This window comes from Pseudomonas sp. RL_15y_Pfl2_60, from assembly GCF_963970595.1.
Taxonomy (GTDB): Bacteria; Pseudomonadota; Gammaproteobacteria; order Pseudomonadales; family Pseudomonadaceae; genus Aquipseudomonas.
In genome coordinates this window covers 64,022-80,973 of sequence record NZ_CAXAOE010000008.1, presented here as the reverse complement: position 1 = coordinate 80,973, position 16,952 = coordinate 64,022, and the positions used below count along the sequence as shown (strand labels likewise).

The window sequence follows — 16,952 nt, the reverse complement described above, 5'->3', positions numbered from 1 at the left end:
TATGGAGCCTTGATCGAGTCGTCAACCTCTGTGTAAAAATATTTTAAAATCAATAACTTCAAACCAAAAAATGCGACTGTGCTATCAGCTGATCACTTAAGGCACTACACTCGCAGAAAACCAAGTGATCGAGAGGTCGTATAGATGTCCCCGCTCGTGATTACCCTGTTGATAGTAGGCGGTATTGGCATTTTGCTAATAATCGCCTACATCAATCATGCCGTTGAAAATAGCAAACTTGAGAAAGCCAGGCTCAAGGCCGAGCTCAATGACCGCATACGGCGCTGCGCCGAAGTGTCTGAGTCCATGCCCGGCCAACTGATGTCACCGAGCCTCAAGTTGTTGCTTAGCCAAATCCAGCAAAGCTACAGCGAACGACTGCTCGCCAAGGATAAAGCCAATACCAAGCTCAAGGAGTCGATTACCGAGCTTCAACAATTGGTTGCTCAGGGCGAGTCAATTCCGGTGAAGAACCCGCCAGTCAAGATCCTTAACGAGCAGCAAGCCAAGCAAACCCGGTTTATCCTCGAAGACCTGCACAGCCAGATTACCCGTGCAGGCCAGGATGGAATCCTGCCTGCCGGGCAGGCCAAGCAATGGCTGCAACAAATTCCCCCACTGCTCACCCAGCTGCATATCGAATATTTCGGCAATATCGGCCAGCGCGCCCTGCAACAGAACCAAGCCGGCCAGGCGCGCCTGGCATTCGAGCGTGGCGTCCAATACCTGCGCAAGCAAAACGACCCCGCACGCTATAGCGCCGTACTCAAGCAGTTCCAGGAGCAACTGCAGATCGCCAATAACCTGGTACTGAACCAGCCACCAGCGCCTATTGATGAAAACAGTGAGCTTAATCAGGGCCTGGAAAACATTGGCAGTGACGAAGATTGGAAAAAGAAGAACATTTACGACTAGGTCGGCAAGTGTCGAACAACCCAATGCATAAGGAAACCCAATGAGCATGATCGTCTACGGCGCCCCACTTTCGCCCTTCGTGCGAAAAGTTCGCTTGTTTCTGGCGGAAAAAGGCCTTGATTATGACCTTGAGATGATCCTTCCATTCGGCAAGCAGCCCGACTGGTACAAGGACCTCAACCCGCTTGGACGCATCCCGGCCTTCAAAGATGGCGACTTTAGCCTCGCCGACTCCAGCGTGATTTGCCAGTACATTGAAGAGCAATATCCAGACTGCACGCCATTGCTCGGCAACAATGCAGAACAACGGGCACGGGTGCGCTGGCTGGAAAAATACGCTGACTATGAAATCGCCCCACTCAGCACCTTTTGCGTATTTCGTAACCGCGTACTGAAAACATCCATGGGCAAGGCCAGCGATGAAACTGCAATTGCCCAGACGATGAACGAAAAGCTGCCGCCGCATTTCGATTACCTAGAGGAGCAACTGGGCGATAAACAGTTCTTCGTTGGCGACGCCTTGACCTTGGCCGACCTGGCGATTACCTGCCAATGGGTGAATATGCAACACGGCGATGAACGCATTGATGCCAGTCGCTGGCCCAAGCTCGCCGCTCATTGCTCACGTATTTACTCGCTTGGCTCGCTACAGGCGGTCTTAGCGGCAGAGCACGCAATGCTGGCGAAAATGGCCAGCAAAGTCGCACAGCCTAGCTAAATCTCGCTCCAACAACATAAAGCCCGCACTGCAGCGGGCTTTATGTTTGCGCGAAACCTGTGCTCAGCAATCGGTCAGCCGCAGAAACACATCGACCATTTGCTCGACACCCGCCTGATCTTCGGCTGTGAAGCGCCCCACTTGCGGGCTGTCCAGATCAAGCACGCCAATCAGTCGGCCCGACTTGAGCAACGGCACCACCAACTCGCTGTTGGATGCGCTGTCGCAAGCGATATGCCCGGCAAATGCATGAACATCCTCCACTCGCTGGGTTTGCAGGCTTTGCGCTGCAGCCCCGCAGACACCACGGCCAAACGGGATGCGCACGCAAGCAACCTTGCCCTGAAACGGCCCGAGCACCAGTTCATTGTCACGCGCCAGGTAAAAACCAGCCCAGTTCAGCGCGGGCATTTGCTGGAACAGAAAAGCAGAAAACTGTGCGGCATTGGCAATAAAGTCACGCTCATCCGCCAACAAGGACCCCAACTGAGCGACCAACAGCGGGTATTCCTCAGCACCTTCTAACTCAAACATCTGCACCCTCTAAAAGTTGTAGCCCGACCCAATAGCGGGCGAATTGATAAGCACAGCGACCGTTACGATTACCCCGCCCTGTTGCCCAGCGAATTGCGGCCTTTTCCAGGGCCTCATCCCAAGTCCAGTTCAAACTTGCTGCCGATGCCTGCATCTTTACCCAGTGACGCACTACATTGAGGAAGTGATCCTGGGTAAATGGGTAGAACGAGATCCACAAGCCAAACCGATCCGACAAGGCAATCTTGTCTTCTACCGCTTCACTTGGGTGCAACTCGCCGTCAACCATCTTGTAATTCTGGTTATCGCTTTCCTTCTCCGGCACCAAGTGACGACGATTGGATGTTGCATAGAGCAAGACGTTATCCGGCGCCCGCTCCAACGAACCATCGAGCACACTCTTGAGAATGCGGTAGTCACCCTCGCCTGTGTCGAACGACAGGTCATCACAGAACAAAATAAAACGCTGCTTGAGCCCGGCCAACAGCTCGACGATTCGCGGCAGATCAGCCAGGTAATCACGCTCGATCTCTATCAGACGCAAGCCGCTGCCCGCATGAGCAGCCAGCAATGCGCGAATCAAAGAAGACTTGCCAGTCCCTCTTGCGCCCCACAACAGCGCGTGATTGGCCGGTAAGCCGCGGACAAACTGTGCGGTATTGCGCGACAGTTGCTCACGCTGGGTATCAACGCCAATCAAATCCGTCAGGTCAAGGTCCAAGCTGACCTTCAATGGCTGCAAGAAGCCGCCACGCCCTTCCCGCTGCCAACGCGCCGCCAGGCACTGTTGCCAGTCGATCGTCACTGGTTCAGCAGGCAAAAGCGGCTCCAGGCGCGCCAGAACCCCTTCGGCACGCTGTACAAAATCAATTATCCGCGAATCCACAACTCACACTCCCAGGCGTGGCGATCAAGATCATCGCCATCCTCCAGATGGTATTTGTTTCGCAATCAGTTAAGGGACAGCCTGCAAACGACTGCGCACGCCTGTTATACCGCCTTGACCAGCGGTTTTTGGCACAAGCTCCCAATGATGCGACCGGGTCAAGCAGTCTACCCGCCGGGCAGGTCATTTCCAAAGCGTAAAGCTGGGATATAGACCACTGCGGTACAGCGTCGACAGTAAATAAAATCAAGCTGCCAGCCCGACACCAACATCAGCTATGCTTGCCCGCTGAAACCAACAGGCCCGCTAGCACCCATGGAAATATCGCTAACCCACCGTCTCTCGTATAAGCAGGCCAGCCTGACGGTGTTGGTTGCATTTGTTCTTGGCACCGTGCTCTGCTGCATTCAGGTTGGATTCGACTACCTCAGCGAAGACGCCTCGATCGACCGTGAAATCCAGGCGTTGCTCGACACCAGCTACAACCCGGCAGCACGTATTGCTTACAATCTCGATGCTGAATTAGCGCAAGAGCTGGTGGTTGGCTTGCTACGCTCACCCGCCGTGATCCAGGCGAGCATCATCTCTGCCGACCACAACCTCATGGCCCACGCATCGCGTCCAGCCAGCGATAGCCAATACCGATTTATCAGCGACTCATTGTTTGGGGCACGTCGCCAATTTGAAAGAGTGCTGTTAATCGACCGAGCCCCGGAGGAGAACCTCGGAGCGCTGCGGATTGAAGTCGACACCTATGCCTTTGGCAGCAATTTCCTGCGGCGCTCGATGCTAACCATCGCCAGCGGATTTGCACGCACCCTATTGCTCTCGCTGATTTTGCTGGTCATGTTTTATTTCATGCTGACCAAACCCTTGATCCAAGTGGTCAGGGCCCTGAGCTCACGCACCCTGGACAAACCCAATGCAGCCTTGCTGCCCTGCCCGCCAGGTCACGAACATGATGAAATCGGCACATTGGTCGGCGTTGCCAACCAGCAATTGCTCAATATCGATGATGAAATCAAGCAACGGAAAAATGCCGAGCAACGCCTCAACCAATCCCTGCTCGAACTTGAAACTGCAGTTGCCCAGCGCACCACAGAGCTGAAAGCAACCAATGACCGCCTGCTCAAATCAAATCACGAACTCGAGCACGCCCAACAACAAGCGCTACAGACTGCGCAGAGCCGCGCCACCTTTCTGGCCAACATGAGCCATGAAATACGCACGCCTTTGAATGGACTGCTTGGCATGCTCTCGCTGGCGCTCGACAACCCGTCCAACAGTGAACAACAGCAACAACTGAGCATTGCCCATCACTCGGGAAAAGTGCTGGTCGACCTACTCAATGACATTCTCGACCTGTCCAAGTTTGAGTCAGGCCAGTTGCAGCTTGAGCACATCGCCTTTGATCTCTGTGCGCTGGTTGAAGACACCGCCAGCCTGCTCTCACAGAACGCCAGCCCCGGCGTTGAATTGACCTGCCTGATCGATCCCGAGCTACCGGCCGAGGTACTTGGCGACCCGACACGAGTCGGCCAGATCATCAGCAACCTGATCTCAAATGCCTTGAAGTTCACTCGCTTCGGCCGGGTTGATGTGCGTATTCGACCGGCTGTTGCAGGAATCGAGTTTTCCGTGCGCGATACCGGAATCGGTATCACTGAAGACGCCTACGAACGGATCTTTGAGCCTTTTACCCAAGCCGATGCAGGCATCACGCGCCAATACGGCGGCACAGGTCTTGGTTTGGCATTGAGCCGCCATTTGTGCGAAATAATGCAAGGCACGCTCAGCCTGCAATCAAAGATAGGCTTTGGATCAGAGTTCACGGCCTATTTCCCGCTCACAGGCTGCGCCCCTGCCCCGGTTTGGGAGCCGCTCAAGGGCAAGGTCATCGCCCTCACCTCGGTCAGTTCCGGCCTGCACGAAATGCTCAAGACACTAGTACCGCACTGGGGGCTTGAGTATCAGCGCCTGGACACCGATGCCAGCCTGCTTGGCTATACAGCCGATGTCGTCATCAGCGACTGCCCTGAATGCCTGTACAGCACGCGCCTGAACTGCCAGGCGCCCATCTTGCTGGTTACAGCCTATGGCAGCTTCCTCGCGCCGGAACAGGCAAAGTCGCTCGCACCGCTTGAGCAATTGGCCCGTCCAATGCCACGCAAAGCCCTGTATCACGCCCTGGAGCGCCACTTCAGCACACGCCCGCTGGAGTTGAAAAACAGACCTGCAAGCGGTACTGAGATTGACTACAAAGCCTGTGTATTGCTGGTTGAAGACAATCCGGTCAACCAGCTTGTGGCCAAAGGCATGCTCATCAAACTGGGTTACAAGGTGATCATCGCCAATGATGGCGAGCATGCGCTCAAGCAACTCAGCGAGCATGCCATCGACCTAATCCTGATGGACTGCAACATGCCCATCATGGATGGCTACGAAGCCAGCCGACGCATTCGCCAGAGCGGTCAATACGCCAACCTGCCAATCATTGCACTGACCGCCAACGCCCTCAGTGACGAACGCCAACGCTGCACAGCCGCAGGAATGAGCAATTACCTGGCCAAGCCATTCACCCGTGAAGAACTGATCAACGTCCTCGAAACCGCACTCAATAACCGAGCATAGGCGCGATGCGCTCAAGCAGCCCGCCAACCTGGGTGCGCAATTCGTCCAGTTCGTTCAGGTCCGCACCAGACTCGCAAATCAACTGCGCCTTGAGCGGTATGACCCGCTCACGCAACTGCACACCCTGATTGCTCAGTTGCAGGTTGACAGCGCGTTCATCACTGACTGAGCGCTGACGAAGCAGCAAGCCTTGTTGCTCAAGACGCTTAAGCAGTGGCGTCAAGGTGCCGGAATCAAGCATCAATCGGGCTCCCAGCGCCTTTACCGTGGCTTGCTCGGGCGCAGATTGATGCCACTCCCACAACACCAACATCACCAGGTATTGCGGATACGTCAGGCCCAGTTCATCGAGCATGGGCTTGTACGCCCGCACCACTGCCCGCGACGCTGCATAGAGCTTGAAACACAGCTGATCATCAAGCTGTAGCGACAACTCAGGCTTCATTTGAGTAACGCTTCAATCTCGTTAGTGAGTTCTTCAGGCTTGGTCGTAGGTGCGAAACGCTTAACCTGGTTGCCATCGGCGCTGAGCAAGAACTTGGTGAAATTCCACTTGATGCCTTTGCTACCGAGCAAACCTGGCGCGCGCTGCTTGAGTTCGACAAACAATGGATGGGCATCGCTGCCGTTGACATCGATTTTTTTGAACAGCGGAAAGCTCACACCAAAATTAAGCTCGCAGAACTGCGAGATATCACTCTCATCGCCCGGCTCCTGCTTGCCGAACTGATTGCAGGGGAAGCCCAGGATCACCAAACCCTGGTCTTTGTAGGTTTGCCACAGGGCCTCAAGCCCCTTGTATTGCGGGGTGAACCCGCACTTGCTGGCGGTATTGACCACCAAAACCGCCTTGCCTGCAAAATCGGCAAGGGTCTTTTGCTCTCCACTGATTGTGGTGCACGGGATATCTAGCAATGAGTTGGCCACGGTAACAATTCCTGGTCGCTGATTTAATGCAAAAGATAGCTCGCAATTAAATTGCACACAATCTAAATAAGCCAAGGTGATACAGATCAATGAGCGCCACTGCCTGAGACAAGAAACCTCCCACGCATTGCTAACGCCTTGGCGAAAAAAGCCTGCCAAGTCACTTTGCCTAACCCATGCTGCAACGTATCATTCCAGCCCTGTTGCTCGGTGCGGCTTATCACTAGCCCTCTCACGCCAACGGTGCCCGTGGGATTAGTTACTTACTTGGGATCACTTCACATGCAGGTCAGCAAATCGAACAAGCTCGCCAACGTCTGCTACGACATTCGTGGTCCAGTGCTCAAGCATGCCAAGCGCCTTGAAGAAGAAGGCCACCGCATTCTTAAACTGAATATCGGTAACCCTGCACCGTTCGGCTTTGAAGCGCCTGAAGAGATCCTCCAAGACGTCATTCGCAACCTGCCTACAGCACAAGGCTACAGCGACTCCAAAGGCTTGTTCAGCGCGCGCAAAGCCGTGATGCAGTATTACCAGCAGATGAACGTCGAAGGCATCGGCATCGAAGACATCTACCTGGGCAATGGCGTTTCCGAGTTGATCGTCATGGCCATGCAAGCATTGCTCAACAATGGTGACGAGGTGCTGATTCCAGCCCCCGACTACCCGCTCTGGACGGCATCTGTGGCACTTTCCGGCGGCAAGCCCGTGCATTACCTGTGTGATGAACAGGCGGGCTGGTTTCCTGACGTTGCTGACATTCGCGCGAAAATAACACCCAATACCAAGGCGCTGGTGCTGATCAACCCGAATAACCCGACGGGTGCGGTCTACTCCAAGGAAGTCTTGCTGGATATTGTCGAACTGGCTCGCCAGCACAACCTGGTACTGTTCTCGGACGAAATCTACGACAAGATCCTCTACGACGGCGCACAACATATCTGCACGGCCTCACTGGCGCCAGATGTGCTGTGCCTGACATTTAACGGTCTGTCCAAGTCCTATCGCGTCGCCGGCTTCCGTTCTGGCTGGGTGGCTATCTCAGGGCCCAAGCATCGCGCGCAAAGCTACATCGAAGGCATTGATATCCTGGCTAACATGCGCCTGTGCGCCAACGTGCCCAGCCAGCATGCGATTCAAACCGCACTTGGCGGTTACCAGAGTATTAACGACCTGGTCCTGCCCCAAGGCCGACTGCTCGAACAACGCAACCGCACTTGGGAACTACTCAACGACATTCCGGGGGTCAGTTGCGTAAAACCGATGGGCGCGCTCTATGCTTTCCCCAAGATCGACCCTAAGATCTGCCCAATCCATAACGATGAAAAATTCGTTCTCGACCTGCTGCTCTCGGAAAAGCTGCTGATCGTCCAAGGCACCGCATTCAACTGGCCGTGGACCGACCACTTCAGGGTCGTGACCTTGCCGCGAGTGGACGACCTTGAGCAAGCCATCGGCCGCATTGGCAGCTTCCTCAAGGGTTACAGTCAATAACAGACGTGCAGCGCCGGCTTGACCGGTGCTGCAAACCTGCAGCTTTCGACAATAAGTGGCGCCGAGATTTATGGACCTGCAAATCGACGACTTCTATAAAGACGCAGCGGCCGGCTTGCTCATGCTTTATCAGGCCTTTCCGCGCAAGATCGGCCTGTATATTGAAGACCTGATTGGTCGCGAGGAGCCCGATGAGTTCGGTTTGCCAAGCAAGCGTCATCAAAGCTGCCTCGGCACGCAACTTTGGCTGGCTGAGGAAGGTTATATTCGCTTTGAGTCCAGCATTGCCTATGACGCACTCGACCAGGCGGTACTCACTGAAAAGGGTTTTTTACGCCTCTCGCGCAGCATCCCCCATGTTGTCAGCAATGACCCAGACCTTCCGCCAAGCGTGCGTCGGGTCCATGCAACCTTGGCATTCCAGCTGCGCCAGGCCATCAGTCAACAGAACAGCGAACAGCTTGCCCGCCTGGCCCGACTATTGTTTGTTAGCAACCTGGGCATTGATAACGAAACAGCTTGAAATAGTCGCCCGGTTGAAGACTGGCGCTTGCGGCCTTATATAGCCTGCATACCGTGAATACCTATCCCTCGAGGAGTAGTTTCAAACCATGAAACGCATTTTCTTATTTCTGGCCACCAACATGGCAGTGTTGTTGATCGCCAGCATCACCTTGAAAATCCTGGGAGTCGATCGCTATACCGGTCAAAACTACGGTAGCTTGTTGGCTTTCTGTGCGGTATTCGGTTTCGCCGGCTCAATTATTTCGCTGTTCCTGTCCAAGTGGATGGCGAAGATGGGCACAGGCACACAAATCATCAGCCAACCGCGCACCCGCCACGAACAGTGGCTACTGCAAACGGTTGAAGAGCTATCACGCGAAGCGGGCATCAAAATGCCTGAAGTCGGCATATTCCCGGCCTATGAGTCCAACGCATTCGCCACCGGCTGGAACAAGAACGACGCACTGGTTGCCGTCAGCCAAGGCTTGCTTGAGCGCTTCTCGCCCGATGAAGTCAAAGCCGTGCTGGCCCATGAGATTGGTCACGTTGCCAATGGCGACATGGTGACACTGGCCTTGATCCAGGGCGTGGTAAACACCTTCGTGATGTTCTTTGCGCGAATCTTCGGCAATTTCGTCGACAAGGCAATCCTCAAGAACGAAAACGGCCCAGGCATCGGTTATTTCGTGGCCACCCTTTTTGCCGAGTTGGTACTGGGGATTCTCGCCAGCATCATCGTCATGTGGTTCTCACGTCAGCGTGAGTTCAGGGCGGACGAAGCCGGCGCCAAGCTGGCCGGCACCAACGCCATGATTGCCGCGCTGCAACGCCTACGCTCCGAGCAAGGCGTGCCGGTCGAGATGCCAAGCACCCTCGCCGCCTTCGGCATCAATGGCAGCCTGAAAAACGGCTTGGCTGGCCTGCTGATGAGCCATCCACCGCTTGAGGTGCGCATTGAGGCGCTGCGTCAGCGCGGCTAAACAGCCGAACGCAAACCAAGGCGACCCTAGGGTCGCCTTTTTTATTGCTTCTGCGTGGGGCTGACGGCTTGCCCAGTGCAGCCGCTGATCCTTGCAGCTGAACGTCAGCGGCACAACAAGGTCGACACTAATAAGGCACAGCACTTTGTGCAGCCGTTTGCCCCTATAGTCAAAAAGCAGGAGTACGACCATGAAGTACAACTGGGACCTTATTGAACGCTTGCTGCAACATGTCCAGAGCTCAGCCAATGAGCGCTTCAATCCACGCAAGTACGCGGTGCAACTCGCAGAAGAGGAGCAACGTGCAGGCGCTGGCCATGTTGATGAGGACGAACTCAAGGCGCAGGCTTGCGACTATGAGGCGCTGCTGCTCAAGGCCGACTTTATCGCGCCACGGCCAGAGGCCGAGGGCGGCAACGGCGAGAACTTTGTCCTCACAGATCGCGGCTTGCAACTATTGAACATGATCGACAGCAGCTTCCCCGGCGAGCAACACCCCCGCGAAGTACTCGATCGCGAAGGGCTTGCGGCGCTCACACCGGAAATCTTTGACAAGATCGCGCTCAAGGCAACCTAACGGGCGCTCAGCAGCGGCGTAGCTGGTACACCGACTCTTCAAGCGACTCAAGACCGCGATCGGCAAAGCGTCGGTTGAATGCATCCTCGGTACGCAGGTGCCGACATTGCCAGCCGCTGCTGTACAGGTGTTCGACTTCCTCGTCAGCCACCGAGAATGGCGGCCCGTCCATCTTCGCTTGATCATAAATCAGCGTGACCAAAATACCCTGGCAACCAATCGGCAAGATTGCGCGCATGTGTTGTACATAGCGAGCGCGCATCTCCGCCGGCAAGGCAATGAGCGCGGCACGGTCATAAAAGCCCTTGCAGCCTGCCACCAAGCTCGAATCGAACTCAAAGAAATCGCCGCAGTAGATCTCGATCGAACCTGCGCGATAGACCTTGAATACGCCTTCCTCAGTGATGCTGGGTTCAAGTTGCTGCTCTGCAAAAAAAGCCTCCACGGCAATCTGCGACAACTCCACACCGGTCACACGCAGACCTTGCGCAGCCAGCCAGGTTAAATCCAGGCTTTTGCCACACAAAGGCACAAATACCTGATCCCCCGCCTGTAAACCGAGCGCAGACCAATTGGCCTGCAAGTAGCTATTGATCTGTTTCGCATGGAAACCAATTTCATTGTTTTCCCAACGAGCCTGCCAAAAATCCGCCTGCATTGATTGCCTCACCTAATCATTCCGTTGAATACCATCTTCCCCCAAAGCACGGGAGATTACTATTGCAGCCCGGAGCCCTATAGCCGGAGCAAGATCACATCAAGTTTATCGATAAATTGATCCGATTTTTAGTATTTGATACCCGGCACACTTGATCAAATACTATTCCATGCAAGCGTTGTTCTATTCGGTATCAGCCGCATATTTATCAGGATAAATCATGCTCCCCAGCCTCTATATCTCCCACGGCTCACCCATGCTCGCACTTGAGCCAGGCGCTAGCGGCCCTGCGCTGCGAGCACTGGCAGCAAACCTCGATACACCTAAAGGCATAATCGTGATGTCAGCGCACTGGGAAACCCAGTCGTTGCAGGTCAGCAGCGCAGCCCACCCCAGCACCTGGCATGACTTTAGCGGCTTCCCGCCTGCACTCTATCAAGTCAATTACCCCGCTCCCGGTGACCCTGGGCTCGCCAGCAGGGTTGCGCAGTTATTGAATGACCAAGGCCTGCCCGCCACCCTTGATGCCAACCGTCCTTTTGACCACGGTACCTGGGTACCCCTTTCACTGATGTATGCGCAAGCGACTATCCCGGTGGTCCAGGTATCCCTGCCGAGCGCACACGGCCCTGCAATGCAGTACAGGATCGGCCAGGCATTAACCCAGCTGCGCGGCGAAGGTTATTTGCTGATTGGCTCGGGTAGCATCACCCACAACCTGCGCGAACTCGACTGGCAAGCGACTCATGACGCTGCGCAGCCTTGGGCTCAGGCGTTTCGTGATTGGGTTGTACAAGCCCTGACCGATAACGCACAAAACGCTCTGCTCGATTATCGACAGCATGCTCCCCATGCAGCGCGCAACCATCCAACAGATGAACATCTGCTGCCACTATTTTTTGCCTACGGTGCAGGCACAGCATTCAGCGTTGCGCACACAGGCTTCACCCTTGGCGCCTTGGGCATGGATATTTATCGCTTTGATTAGCGCTGCAGTTAATGCTGGGCGAGCGACTGCTGCCTAGAGATCGAGCTGGCGACAGGCCGAATCCAAGCCCAAAACCAGGTTGAACACAGACAATAAAAAAGGCCGCTAAGCGGCCTTTTTTATAATACGGACAAATCAGTAACGCTCAATGTCCGCTTTGGCTTCAAGCTGTTTGCGGTAAGCCGCAAAGTCTTGCTGGCCAATACGCGATGCCAGGACACGACGGTAAGTGGTTTTCTCTTCGTCAGTCAGGGCCTGCTCTTGCTTGCTCACACCATCGAGACGAATCACCACAAAATCACCACTGGCCAAGCTCACGCCAGTGTATGTCGGCTTTCCATCAGCTGGCTTAGGCATGCGAAACAGCGCTTGCAGGACGGTAGGATCGACACCTTCCTGGGCACGCGCCGCAGCTTCGGTGACAGCCCATTGTTCATTACCGCTGGAGGAATCACCCGCAGCGAGCTGAGCAATCTGCTTCTCGCCAGCGGCTTTTGCAGCTTCACTGGCACGTACAGTCGTCAGATGCTCGCGGATGCTGTCAGCGACCTCTTCAAGCTTCAACTGCTCAGGCTTGAGGTGTTGCTTAACGTGAATCACTACTGCAGTGCTTGGATCAAGCTCAATCACCGCACTGTTGCTACCACCTTCAAGCACATCATCGCTGTAGGCCGCTTCAACCACCTTACGGTTAGCTGTGATGCCCTCTCCGCCTTCGCGGCCGAATGGCTTGCTGGTTTCAACTTTCAGGCCAAGCTCTTGGGCTGGCTGGGCCAGATCAGATGCTTCGAATGCAGAGTCTTCAAGCTGCTTGGACACCTCGACAAAACGTTTTTCAACTTTTTGTTCCTTGAGGTCGTTAACCAGTTTTTCTTTCAAGCTATCGAAGCTAGGTACTTGTGGCGCCTGCACGCCGAGCAGCTTGATCAAGTGCCAACCGAAGCTGCTGCGCACGGGCGCAGACACCTGGTCCTTGTCCAGCGCATACAGCGCCTTTTCAAACTCGGGGTCGTAAACGCCAGGGCCAGCGTAGCCTAGGTCACCGCCGTTATTGGCAGAACCCGGGTCTTGCGACAGTTCTTTAGCCAATGCCGCGAAATCTTCACCGTTTTGCAGGCGCTTCTGGATTTCCTCGATCTTGGCTTTGGCCTGGTCATCGCTGACCTTGTCATTGACTTCGATCAGGATATGCGCAGCGTCACGTTGTTCGGTGAGGTTGGCGATTTCGGCTTTGTAGGCATCCTGCAAGTCTTTGTCAGCAACCTTGACCTGATCGAAGAACGCGTCCTTCTTCAGCTCAACATACTGAACTACAACTTGCTCAGGGCTCATGAACTGGCTGCTTTGCGCATCATAATAGGCTTTGACGTCATCATCACTGACCGTCACCGGAGCTGGGTCAGCCTTGATTGTCTGAGTTGCAAAGTCACGGGTCTGCTTTTCCAGCGCAGCAAATGCCTGCACTTCTTCGTCAGTTACAAAGCTGCTGGCAGCCAAACCTGCACGCAGTTGGCCGATGAGCATTTCCTGCCTGAGCATCTGGCGGAATTGCATACGTGTGTAGCCCAGTTGACGAATCACCTGGTCAAAACGTTCAGCGTTAAACTTGCCGTCAACACTGAACTCAGGCGTCATCAGGATGACCTGGTCCAGCGCAGCTTCGGAAAAACCGAACTTGGCTTCAGTCGCGCCTTGCAGCAACAGGCTACGTTCAATCAGGCCCTTGAGCGAAGCATCACGCAATAGCTTTTCATCAAGCAGTGCAGGATCAAAATTTCTGCCCAACTGCTGAACAAGCTGGCGACGCTGCATTTCCACAGCCTGGCCAAGCTCGCTTTGTGTGATTTTTTCGCCATTAACCTCGGCGGCATTCTGACTATTACTGGTGCTGGTAAAGATCGCGTCGACACCCGTCAAAGCGAGCAGCGCAACGATAAGACCGATAATAGTCTTGGCAATCCAACCTTGTGAATTGTCCCTAATATTCTGAAGCATGCATCCCCCAGAACGACTGTATAGATAAATCAGCCGCGCAGTGTGGGTAAGTTCCGGATAGAAGAAAGGCGCATCCGAGGATGCGCCTTCTCGTAACTGGCGGAGCGGACGGGACTCGAACCCGCGACCCCCGGCGTGACAGGCCGGTATTCTAACCGACTGAACTACCGCTCCGCTGTCAGATCAGCGATGAAGCTGACCTGATGGGCAATGCCCGAAAGGCGCTTAGTTAACAGCGTCTTTCAGTGCTTTACCAGCTTTGAAACCTGGGATCTTGGCTGCCGCGATGCTGATTGGGTTGCCAGTCTGTGGGTTGCGGCCAGTGCGAGCTGCACGCTCTTTAACTGCGAAAGTACCAAAACCTACCAATACAACAGAATCACCAGCCTTCAGAGCACCAGTTACAGATTCAATTACTGCATCTAGCGCGCGGCCAGCAACAGCTTTTGGGATATCAGCAGATGCTGCGATAGCATCGATCAGTTCCGACTTGTTCACTCTAAGTCCCCTTAATTTCTGTTGAGAATATTTCTTCGTTTTTTAGTGTACGTGAAGCGAGTGCTGGAGGGCTCATCAACCCCAATTAGAGCCGCTTTATAACAAGGGCTCTAAAATGGTGTCAAGGAACCCTTCCGGCTAATGCGTGCTGATTCGCTCCTTGGAATCAGACTCGCGAGTTTCATCCTTTGCAACTAACTCTGGAGCCGCATCAGCTAAGGGCTCCGGGGCGTATTGCAGCGCAATTTGCAGGACCTCGTCAATCCATTTAACCGGTTTAATCTGCAGGTCTTGTTTAATGTTCTCCGGAATCTCCTTCAAATCACGCACATTTTCTTCCGGGATTATCACGGTTTTGATACCGCCACGGTGTGCTGCAAGCAGCTTTTCCTTGAGGCCACCGATGGCCAAAACCTGACCGCGCAACGTGATTTCACCCGTCATCGCGACGTCTGCGCGCACAGGAATCTCAGTCAGCGCCGAAACCAATGCCGTACACATCCCCACGCCCGCGCTAGGGCCGTCTTTCGGCGTTGCCCCCTCCGGCATATGGATATGGATGTCGCGCTTCTCATAGAAGTCCAGAGGCACGCCCAAACTTTTCGCCCGACTGCGTACAACAGTCTGTGCGGCGGTGATGGATTCGAGCATCACATCACCCAGCGAACCGGTTTTGATCAACTGGCCTTTGCCCGGCACAACGGCGGCTTCAATGGTCAGTAATTCACCACCAACTTGTGTCCAGGCAAGACCGGTAACTTGGCCAATTTGATCCTGTTGCTCAGCCAAACCGTAGCGATGTTTGCGCACACCAAGGAAATCTTCGAGGTTTTCAGCGGTTACCAGAACCTTGAAACGCTTTTCCTTGGCGTGATCTTTGACCGCTTTACGGCAAACCTTGGCAATCTGCCGCTCAAGGCTGCGCACACCGGCTTCACGGGTGTAGTAACGGACGATGTCGCGAATCGCATCGACCTCAAACTCCAGCTCGCCCTTCTTCACGCCATTGGCCTGAGTTTGTTTGGGCGCCAGGTATTTGATGGCGATGTTGATCTTCTCATCTTCGGTATAGCCAGGCAGGCGAATCACTTCCATACGGTCCAGCAACGGACCCGGAATATTCATTGAGTTGGCAGTACAGAGGAACATCACATCTGAAAGGTCGTAGTCGACCTCAAGATAATGATCGTTAAAGTTGTGGTTTTGCTCAGGGTCGAGCACTTCCAGCAATGCCGAGGCAGGATCGCCACGCATGTCCTGACCCATTTTGTCGATTTCATCGAGCAAAAAGAGCGGGTTGCGCACCGCAACCTTGGTCATCTTTTGTATCAATCTGCCCGGCATTGAGCCGATGTAAGTACGCCGGTGACCGCGAATTTCCGCTTCATCACGCACACCACCCAAGGCCATCCGCACAAATTTACGGTTGGTTGCGGTTGCAATTGACTCTGCCAGCGAGGTCTTACCCACGCCAGGAGGCCCAACCAGGCACAGCACAGGCCCCTTGAGCTTCTTCACCCGCTTTTGCACGGCGAGATATTCGAGGATGCGGTCCTTGACCTCCTCAAGGCCGTAGTGATCGGCGTCGAGAATCGTCTCGGCACGCGCCAGATCAAGGCGAACCTTGCTCTGCGCCTTCCACGGCACATTGGTCAGCCATTCGATGTAGGAACGCACCACAGTGGCTTCAGCTGACATCGGCGACATCTGCTTGAGCTTATTCAACTCACTGGTGGCTTTGGCATGAGCGTCTTTACTCATACCCGATGTTTCGATGCGCTTTTTCAGCTCATCGATCTCATTATGACCTTCATCGATATCGCCCAGCTCTTTTTGAATGGCCTTCATCTGCTCATTCAAGTAGTACTCGCGCTGGCTGCGCTCCATCTGCTTCTTGACCCGCCCACGGATACGCTTTTCAACCTGGAGCAGGTCAACTTCGGCATCGAGCAACGCCAGCACGTGCTCAACACGCGCAGACAGGTCGGTAATTTCGAGGATTTCCTGCTTTTGTTCGATCTTCAGCGCCATGTGCGCGGCCATGGTATCGACCAGGCGGCTCGGCTCATCGATGCTATTGAGCGATGACAGCACTTCAGCCGGGACCTTCTTGCCCAACTGCACATACTGTTCAAACTGGCTCAACAAGCTACGGGTGAAGACCTCAGACTCACGCTCGGCGACCTCAGCTTCGTCAAGCAGCTGGACTTCCGAGCGGAAGTAGCCATCGGCTTCGATAAACTGCTCGATTTCACCGCGCTGCTCGCCCTCAACCAGCACCTTAACGGTACCGTCAGGCAGCTTGAGCAGCTGCAACACTGTGGCAACGGTGCCAACTCGGTAGAGGCCTTCTTCATTTGGATCATCGTCAGCCGGATTCTTTTGTGCGACCAGCAGGATCTGCTTTTCGCCCGACATCGCGGCTTCGAGTGCTTCTATGGATTTTTCACGCCCTACAAACAGCGGGATGACCATGTGCGGATAGACCACGACATCGCGCAGCGGCAGGAGAGGCAATTCGATGGTTGTCTTCATGATTTCGGCTCTACAGCGACCATACGGCCGTAAACGATGGGAATAACCCTTAACACTAAGATGGGGCTACCCTCAAGAAAAAACAAGCGCTACGACTGAAAAACAAAAAGGG

Annotated in this window: 15 protein-coding genes, 1 tRNA gene and 1 pseudogene; 8 read left to right on the top strand and 9 right to left on the bottom strand. The window is 54.5% G+C overall.

The genetic code is table 11. From position 1 onward, the window contains the following. Positions 1-144: 144 nt before the first annotated feature. Together AACY26_RS20455 and AACY26_RS20450 are read left to right on the top strand one after the other, a co-directional pair. Entirely contained in the window at positions 145-915 is a 771-nt protein-coding gene (locus tag AACY26_RS20455; RefSeq protein WP_339516762.1) for a hypothetical protein, read from the top strand. A 40-nt stretch (positions 916-955) separates the two neighbouring features. After that, positions 956-1,633, top strand: a complete 678-nt coding sequence (locus AACY26_RS20450; protein WP_339516760.1) for a glutathione S-transferase family protein — start codon at positions 956-958, stop codon at positions 1,631-1,633. A 63-nt stretch (positions 1,634-1,696) separates the two neighbouring features. On the opposite strand, the gene AACY26_RS20445 is transcribed toward AACY26_RS20450, so the two are convergent. Continuing rightward, entirely contained in the window at positions 1,697-2,167 is a 471-nt protein-coding gene (locus AACY26_RS20445) for a GAF domain-containing protein (protein WP_339516758.1), read from the bottom strand. After that, positions 2,160-3,053, bottom strand: coding sequence for an ATP-binding protein (locus AACY26_RS20440; protein ID WP_339516756.1), 894 nt, complete (start codon positions 3,051-3,053; stop codon positions 2,160-2,162). Before AACY26_RS20440 ends, AACY26_RS20445 begins: the two co-directional genes overlap by 8 nt. 315 nt (positions 3,054-3,368) lie before the next feature. Here AACY26_RS20440 and AACY26_RS20435 point away from each other — a divergent pair, with 315 nt between their 5' ends. Beyond that, positions 3,369-5,684 (top strand): hybrid sensor histidine kinase/response regulator, encoded by a 2,316-nt coding sequence (locus tag AACY26_RS20435; RefSeq protein ID WP_339516754.1) that lies wholly within the window; start codon positions 3,369-3,371, stop codon positions 5,682-5,684. On the opposite strand, the gene AACY26_RS20430 is transcribed toward AACY26_RS20435, so the two are convergent. Together AACY26_RS20430 and AACY26_RS20425 are read right to left on the bottom strand one after the other, a co-directional pair. Beyond that, positions 5,668-6,129 (bottom strand): MarR family winged helix-turn-helix transcriptional regulator, encoded by a 462-nt coding sequence (locus tag AACY26_RS20430; protein WP_339516752.1) that lies wholly within the window; start codon positions 6,127-6,129, stop codon positions 5,668-5,670. The genes AACY26_RS20435 and AACY26_RS20430 overlap by 17 nt on opposite strands. After that, positions 6,126-6,611, bottom strand: coding sequence for a glutathione peroxidase (locus AACY26_RS20425; RefSeq protein ID WP_339516750.1), 486 nt, complete (start codon positions 6,609-6,611; stop codon positions 6,126-6,128). Before AACY26_RS20425 ends, AACY26_RS20430 begins: the two co-directional genes overlap by 4 nt. A 282-nt stretch (positions 6,612-6,893) precedes the next feature. Between AACY26_RS20425 and AACY26_RS20420 the strand changes: the two genes are divergently transcribed. The 4 genes from AACY26_RS20420 to AACY26_RS20405 all read left to right on the top strand — a co-directional run bounded on the left by AACY26_RS20420 (position 6,894) and on the right by AACY26_RS20405 (position 10,166). Beyond that, positions 6,894-8,105: a pyridoxal phosphate-dependent aminotransferase gene (locus AACY26_RS20420; RefSeq protein WP_339516748.1), complete on the top strand. Its 1,212-nt coding sequence runs from the start codon at positions 6,894-6,896 to the stop codon at positions 8,103-8,105. A gap of 70 nt (positions 8,106-8,175) precedes the next feature. Then, the gene (locus tag AACY26_RS20415; protein WP_339516746.1) at positions 8,176-8,628 is read left to right on the top strand and encodes a hypothetical protein; all 453 of its coding nucleotides are present in this window, start codon (positions 8,176-8,178) and stop codon (positions 8,626-8,628) included. An 88-nt stretch (positions 8,629-8,716) separates the two neighbouring features. After that, positions 8,717-9,589: a protease HtpX gene (htpX, locus tag AACY26_RS20410; protein ID WP_339516744.1), complete on the top strand. Its 873-nt coding sequence runs from the start codon at positions 8,717-8,719 to the stop codon at positions 9,587-9,589. 190 nt (positions 9,590-9,779) lie between these two features. Beyond that, positions 9,780-10,166 (top strand): transcriptional regulator, encoded by a 387-nt coding sequence (locus tag AACY26_RS20405; protein WP_339516742.1) that lies wholly within the window; start codon positions 9,780-9,782, stop codon positions 10,164-10,166. A 7-nt stretch (positions 10,167-10,173) separates the two neighbouring features. Here AACY26_RS20405 and AACY26_RS20400 read toward each other — a convergent pair whose 3' ends face one another. Then, positions 10,174-10,824, bottom strand: coding sequence for a thiopurine S-methyltransferase (locus AACY26_RS20400; RefSeq protein ID WP_339516740.1), 651 nt, complete (start codon positions 10,822-10,824; stop codon positions 10,174-10,176). Between the two features lie 220 nt (positions 10,825-11,044). Between AACY26_RS20400 and AACY26_RS20395 the strand changes: the two genes are divergently transcribed. Then, entirely contained in the window at positions 11,045-11,812 is a 768-nt protein-coding gene (locus tag AACY26_RS20395; RefSeq protein ID WP_339516739.1) for a DODA-type extradiol aromatic ring-opening family dioxygenase, read from the top strand. Positions 11,813-11,947: 135 nt separating this feature from the next. On the opposite strand, the gene AACY26_RS20390 is transcribed toward AACY26_RS20395, so the two are convergent. From AACY26_RS20390 to lon, 4 genes and pseudogenes are all read right to left on the bottom strand, one after another. Further along, a complete protein-coding gene (locus AACY26_RS20390) occupies positions 11,948-13,807 on the bottom strand; it encodes a SurA N-terminal domain-containing protein (protein WP_339516737.1) in 1,860 nt (619 codons plus the stop codon). 97 nt (positions 13,808-13,904) lie between these two features. Further along, a tRNA-Asp gene (locus AACY26_RS20385) sits at positions 13,905-13,981 on the bottom strand. A 51-nt stretch (positions 13,982-14,032) separates the two neighbouring features. Beyond that, a pseudogene (locus tag AACY26_RS20380) lies at positions 14,033-14,329 on the bottom strand (HU family DNA-binding protein); the annotation flags it as partial. Between the two features lie 114 nt (positions 14,330-14,443). Next, complete coding sequence (gene lon / locus AACY26_RS20375; RefSeq protein WP_010490209.1) at positions 14,444-16,840, bottom strand: endopeptidase La; 2,397 nt, start codon at positions 16,838-16,840, stop codon at positions 14,444-14,446. Positions 16,841-16,952: the final 112 nt, after the last annotated feature.

What these genes read in the sequence shown, in the direction of transcription:
- AACY26_RS20445 (WP_339516758.1), bottom strand. Translation starts at nt 2,167, where the DNA reads ATGTTTGAGTTAGAAGGTGCTGAGGAATACCCGCTGTTGGTCGCTCAG.
- AACY26_RS20450 (WP_339516760.1), top strand. Translation starts at nt 956, where the DNA reads ATGAGCATGATCGTCTACGGCGCCCCACTTTCGCCCTTCGTGCGAAAA.
- htpX (WP_339516744.1), top strand. Translation starts at nt 8,717, where the DNA reads ATGAAACGCATTTTCTTATTTCTGGCCACCAACATGGCAGTGTTGTTG.
- AACY26_RS20390 (WP_339516737.1), bottom strand. Translation starts at nt 13,807, where the DNA reads ATGCTTCAGAATATTAGGGACAATTCACAAGGTTGGATTGCCAAGACT.
- lon (WP_010490209.1), bottom strand. Translation starts at nt 16,840, where the DNA reads ATGAAGACAACCATCGAATTGCCTCTCCTGCCGCTGCGCGATGTCGTG.
- AACY26_RS20435 (WP_339516754.1), top strand. Translation starts at nt 3,369, where the DNA reads ATGGAAATATCGCTAACCCACCGTCTCTCGTATAAGCAGGCCAGCCTG.
- AACY26_RS20405 (WP_339516742.1), top strand. Translation starts at nt 9,780, where the DNA reads ATGAAGTACAACTGGGACCTTATTGAACGCTTGCTGCAACATGTCCAG.
- AACY26_RS20430 (WP_339516752.1), bottom strand. Translation starts at nt 6,129, where the DNA reads ATGAAGCCTGAGTTGTCGCTACAGCTTGATGATCAGCTGTGTTTCAAG.
- AACY26_RS20420 (WP_339516748.1), top strand. Translation starts at nt 6,894, where the DNA reads ATGCAGGTCAGCAAATCGAACAAGCTCGCCAACGTCTGCTACGACATT.
- AACY26_RS20400 (WP_339516740.1), bottom strand. Translation starts at nt 10,824, where the DNA reads ATGCAGGCGGATTTTTGGCAGGCTCGTTGGGAAAACAATGAAATTGGT.
- AACY26_RS20415 (WP_339516746.1), top strand. Translation starts at nt 8,176, where the DNA reads ATGGACCTGCAAATCGACGACTTCTATAAAGACGCAGCGGCCGGCTTG.
- AACY26_RS20395 (WP_339516739.1), top strand. Translation starts at nt 11,045, where the DNA reads ATGCTCCCCAGCCTCTATATCTCCCACGGCTCACCCATGCTCGCACTT.
- AACY26_RS20455 (WP_339516762.1), top strand. Translation starts at nt 145, where the DNA reads ATGTCCCCGCTCGTGATTACCCTGTTGATAGTAGGCGGTATTGGCATT.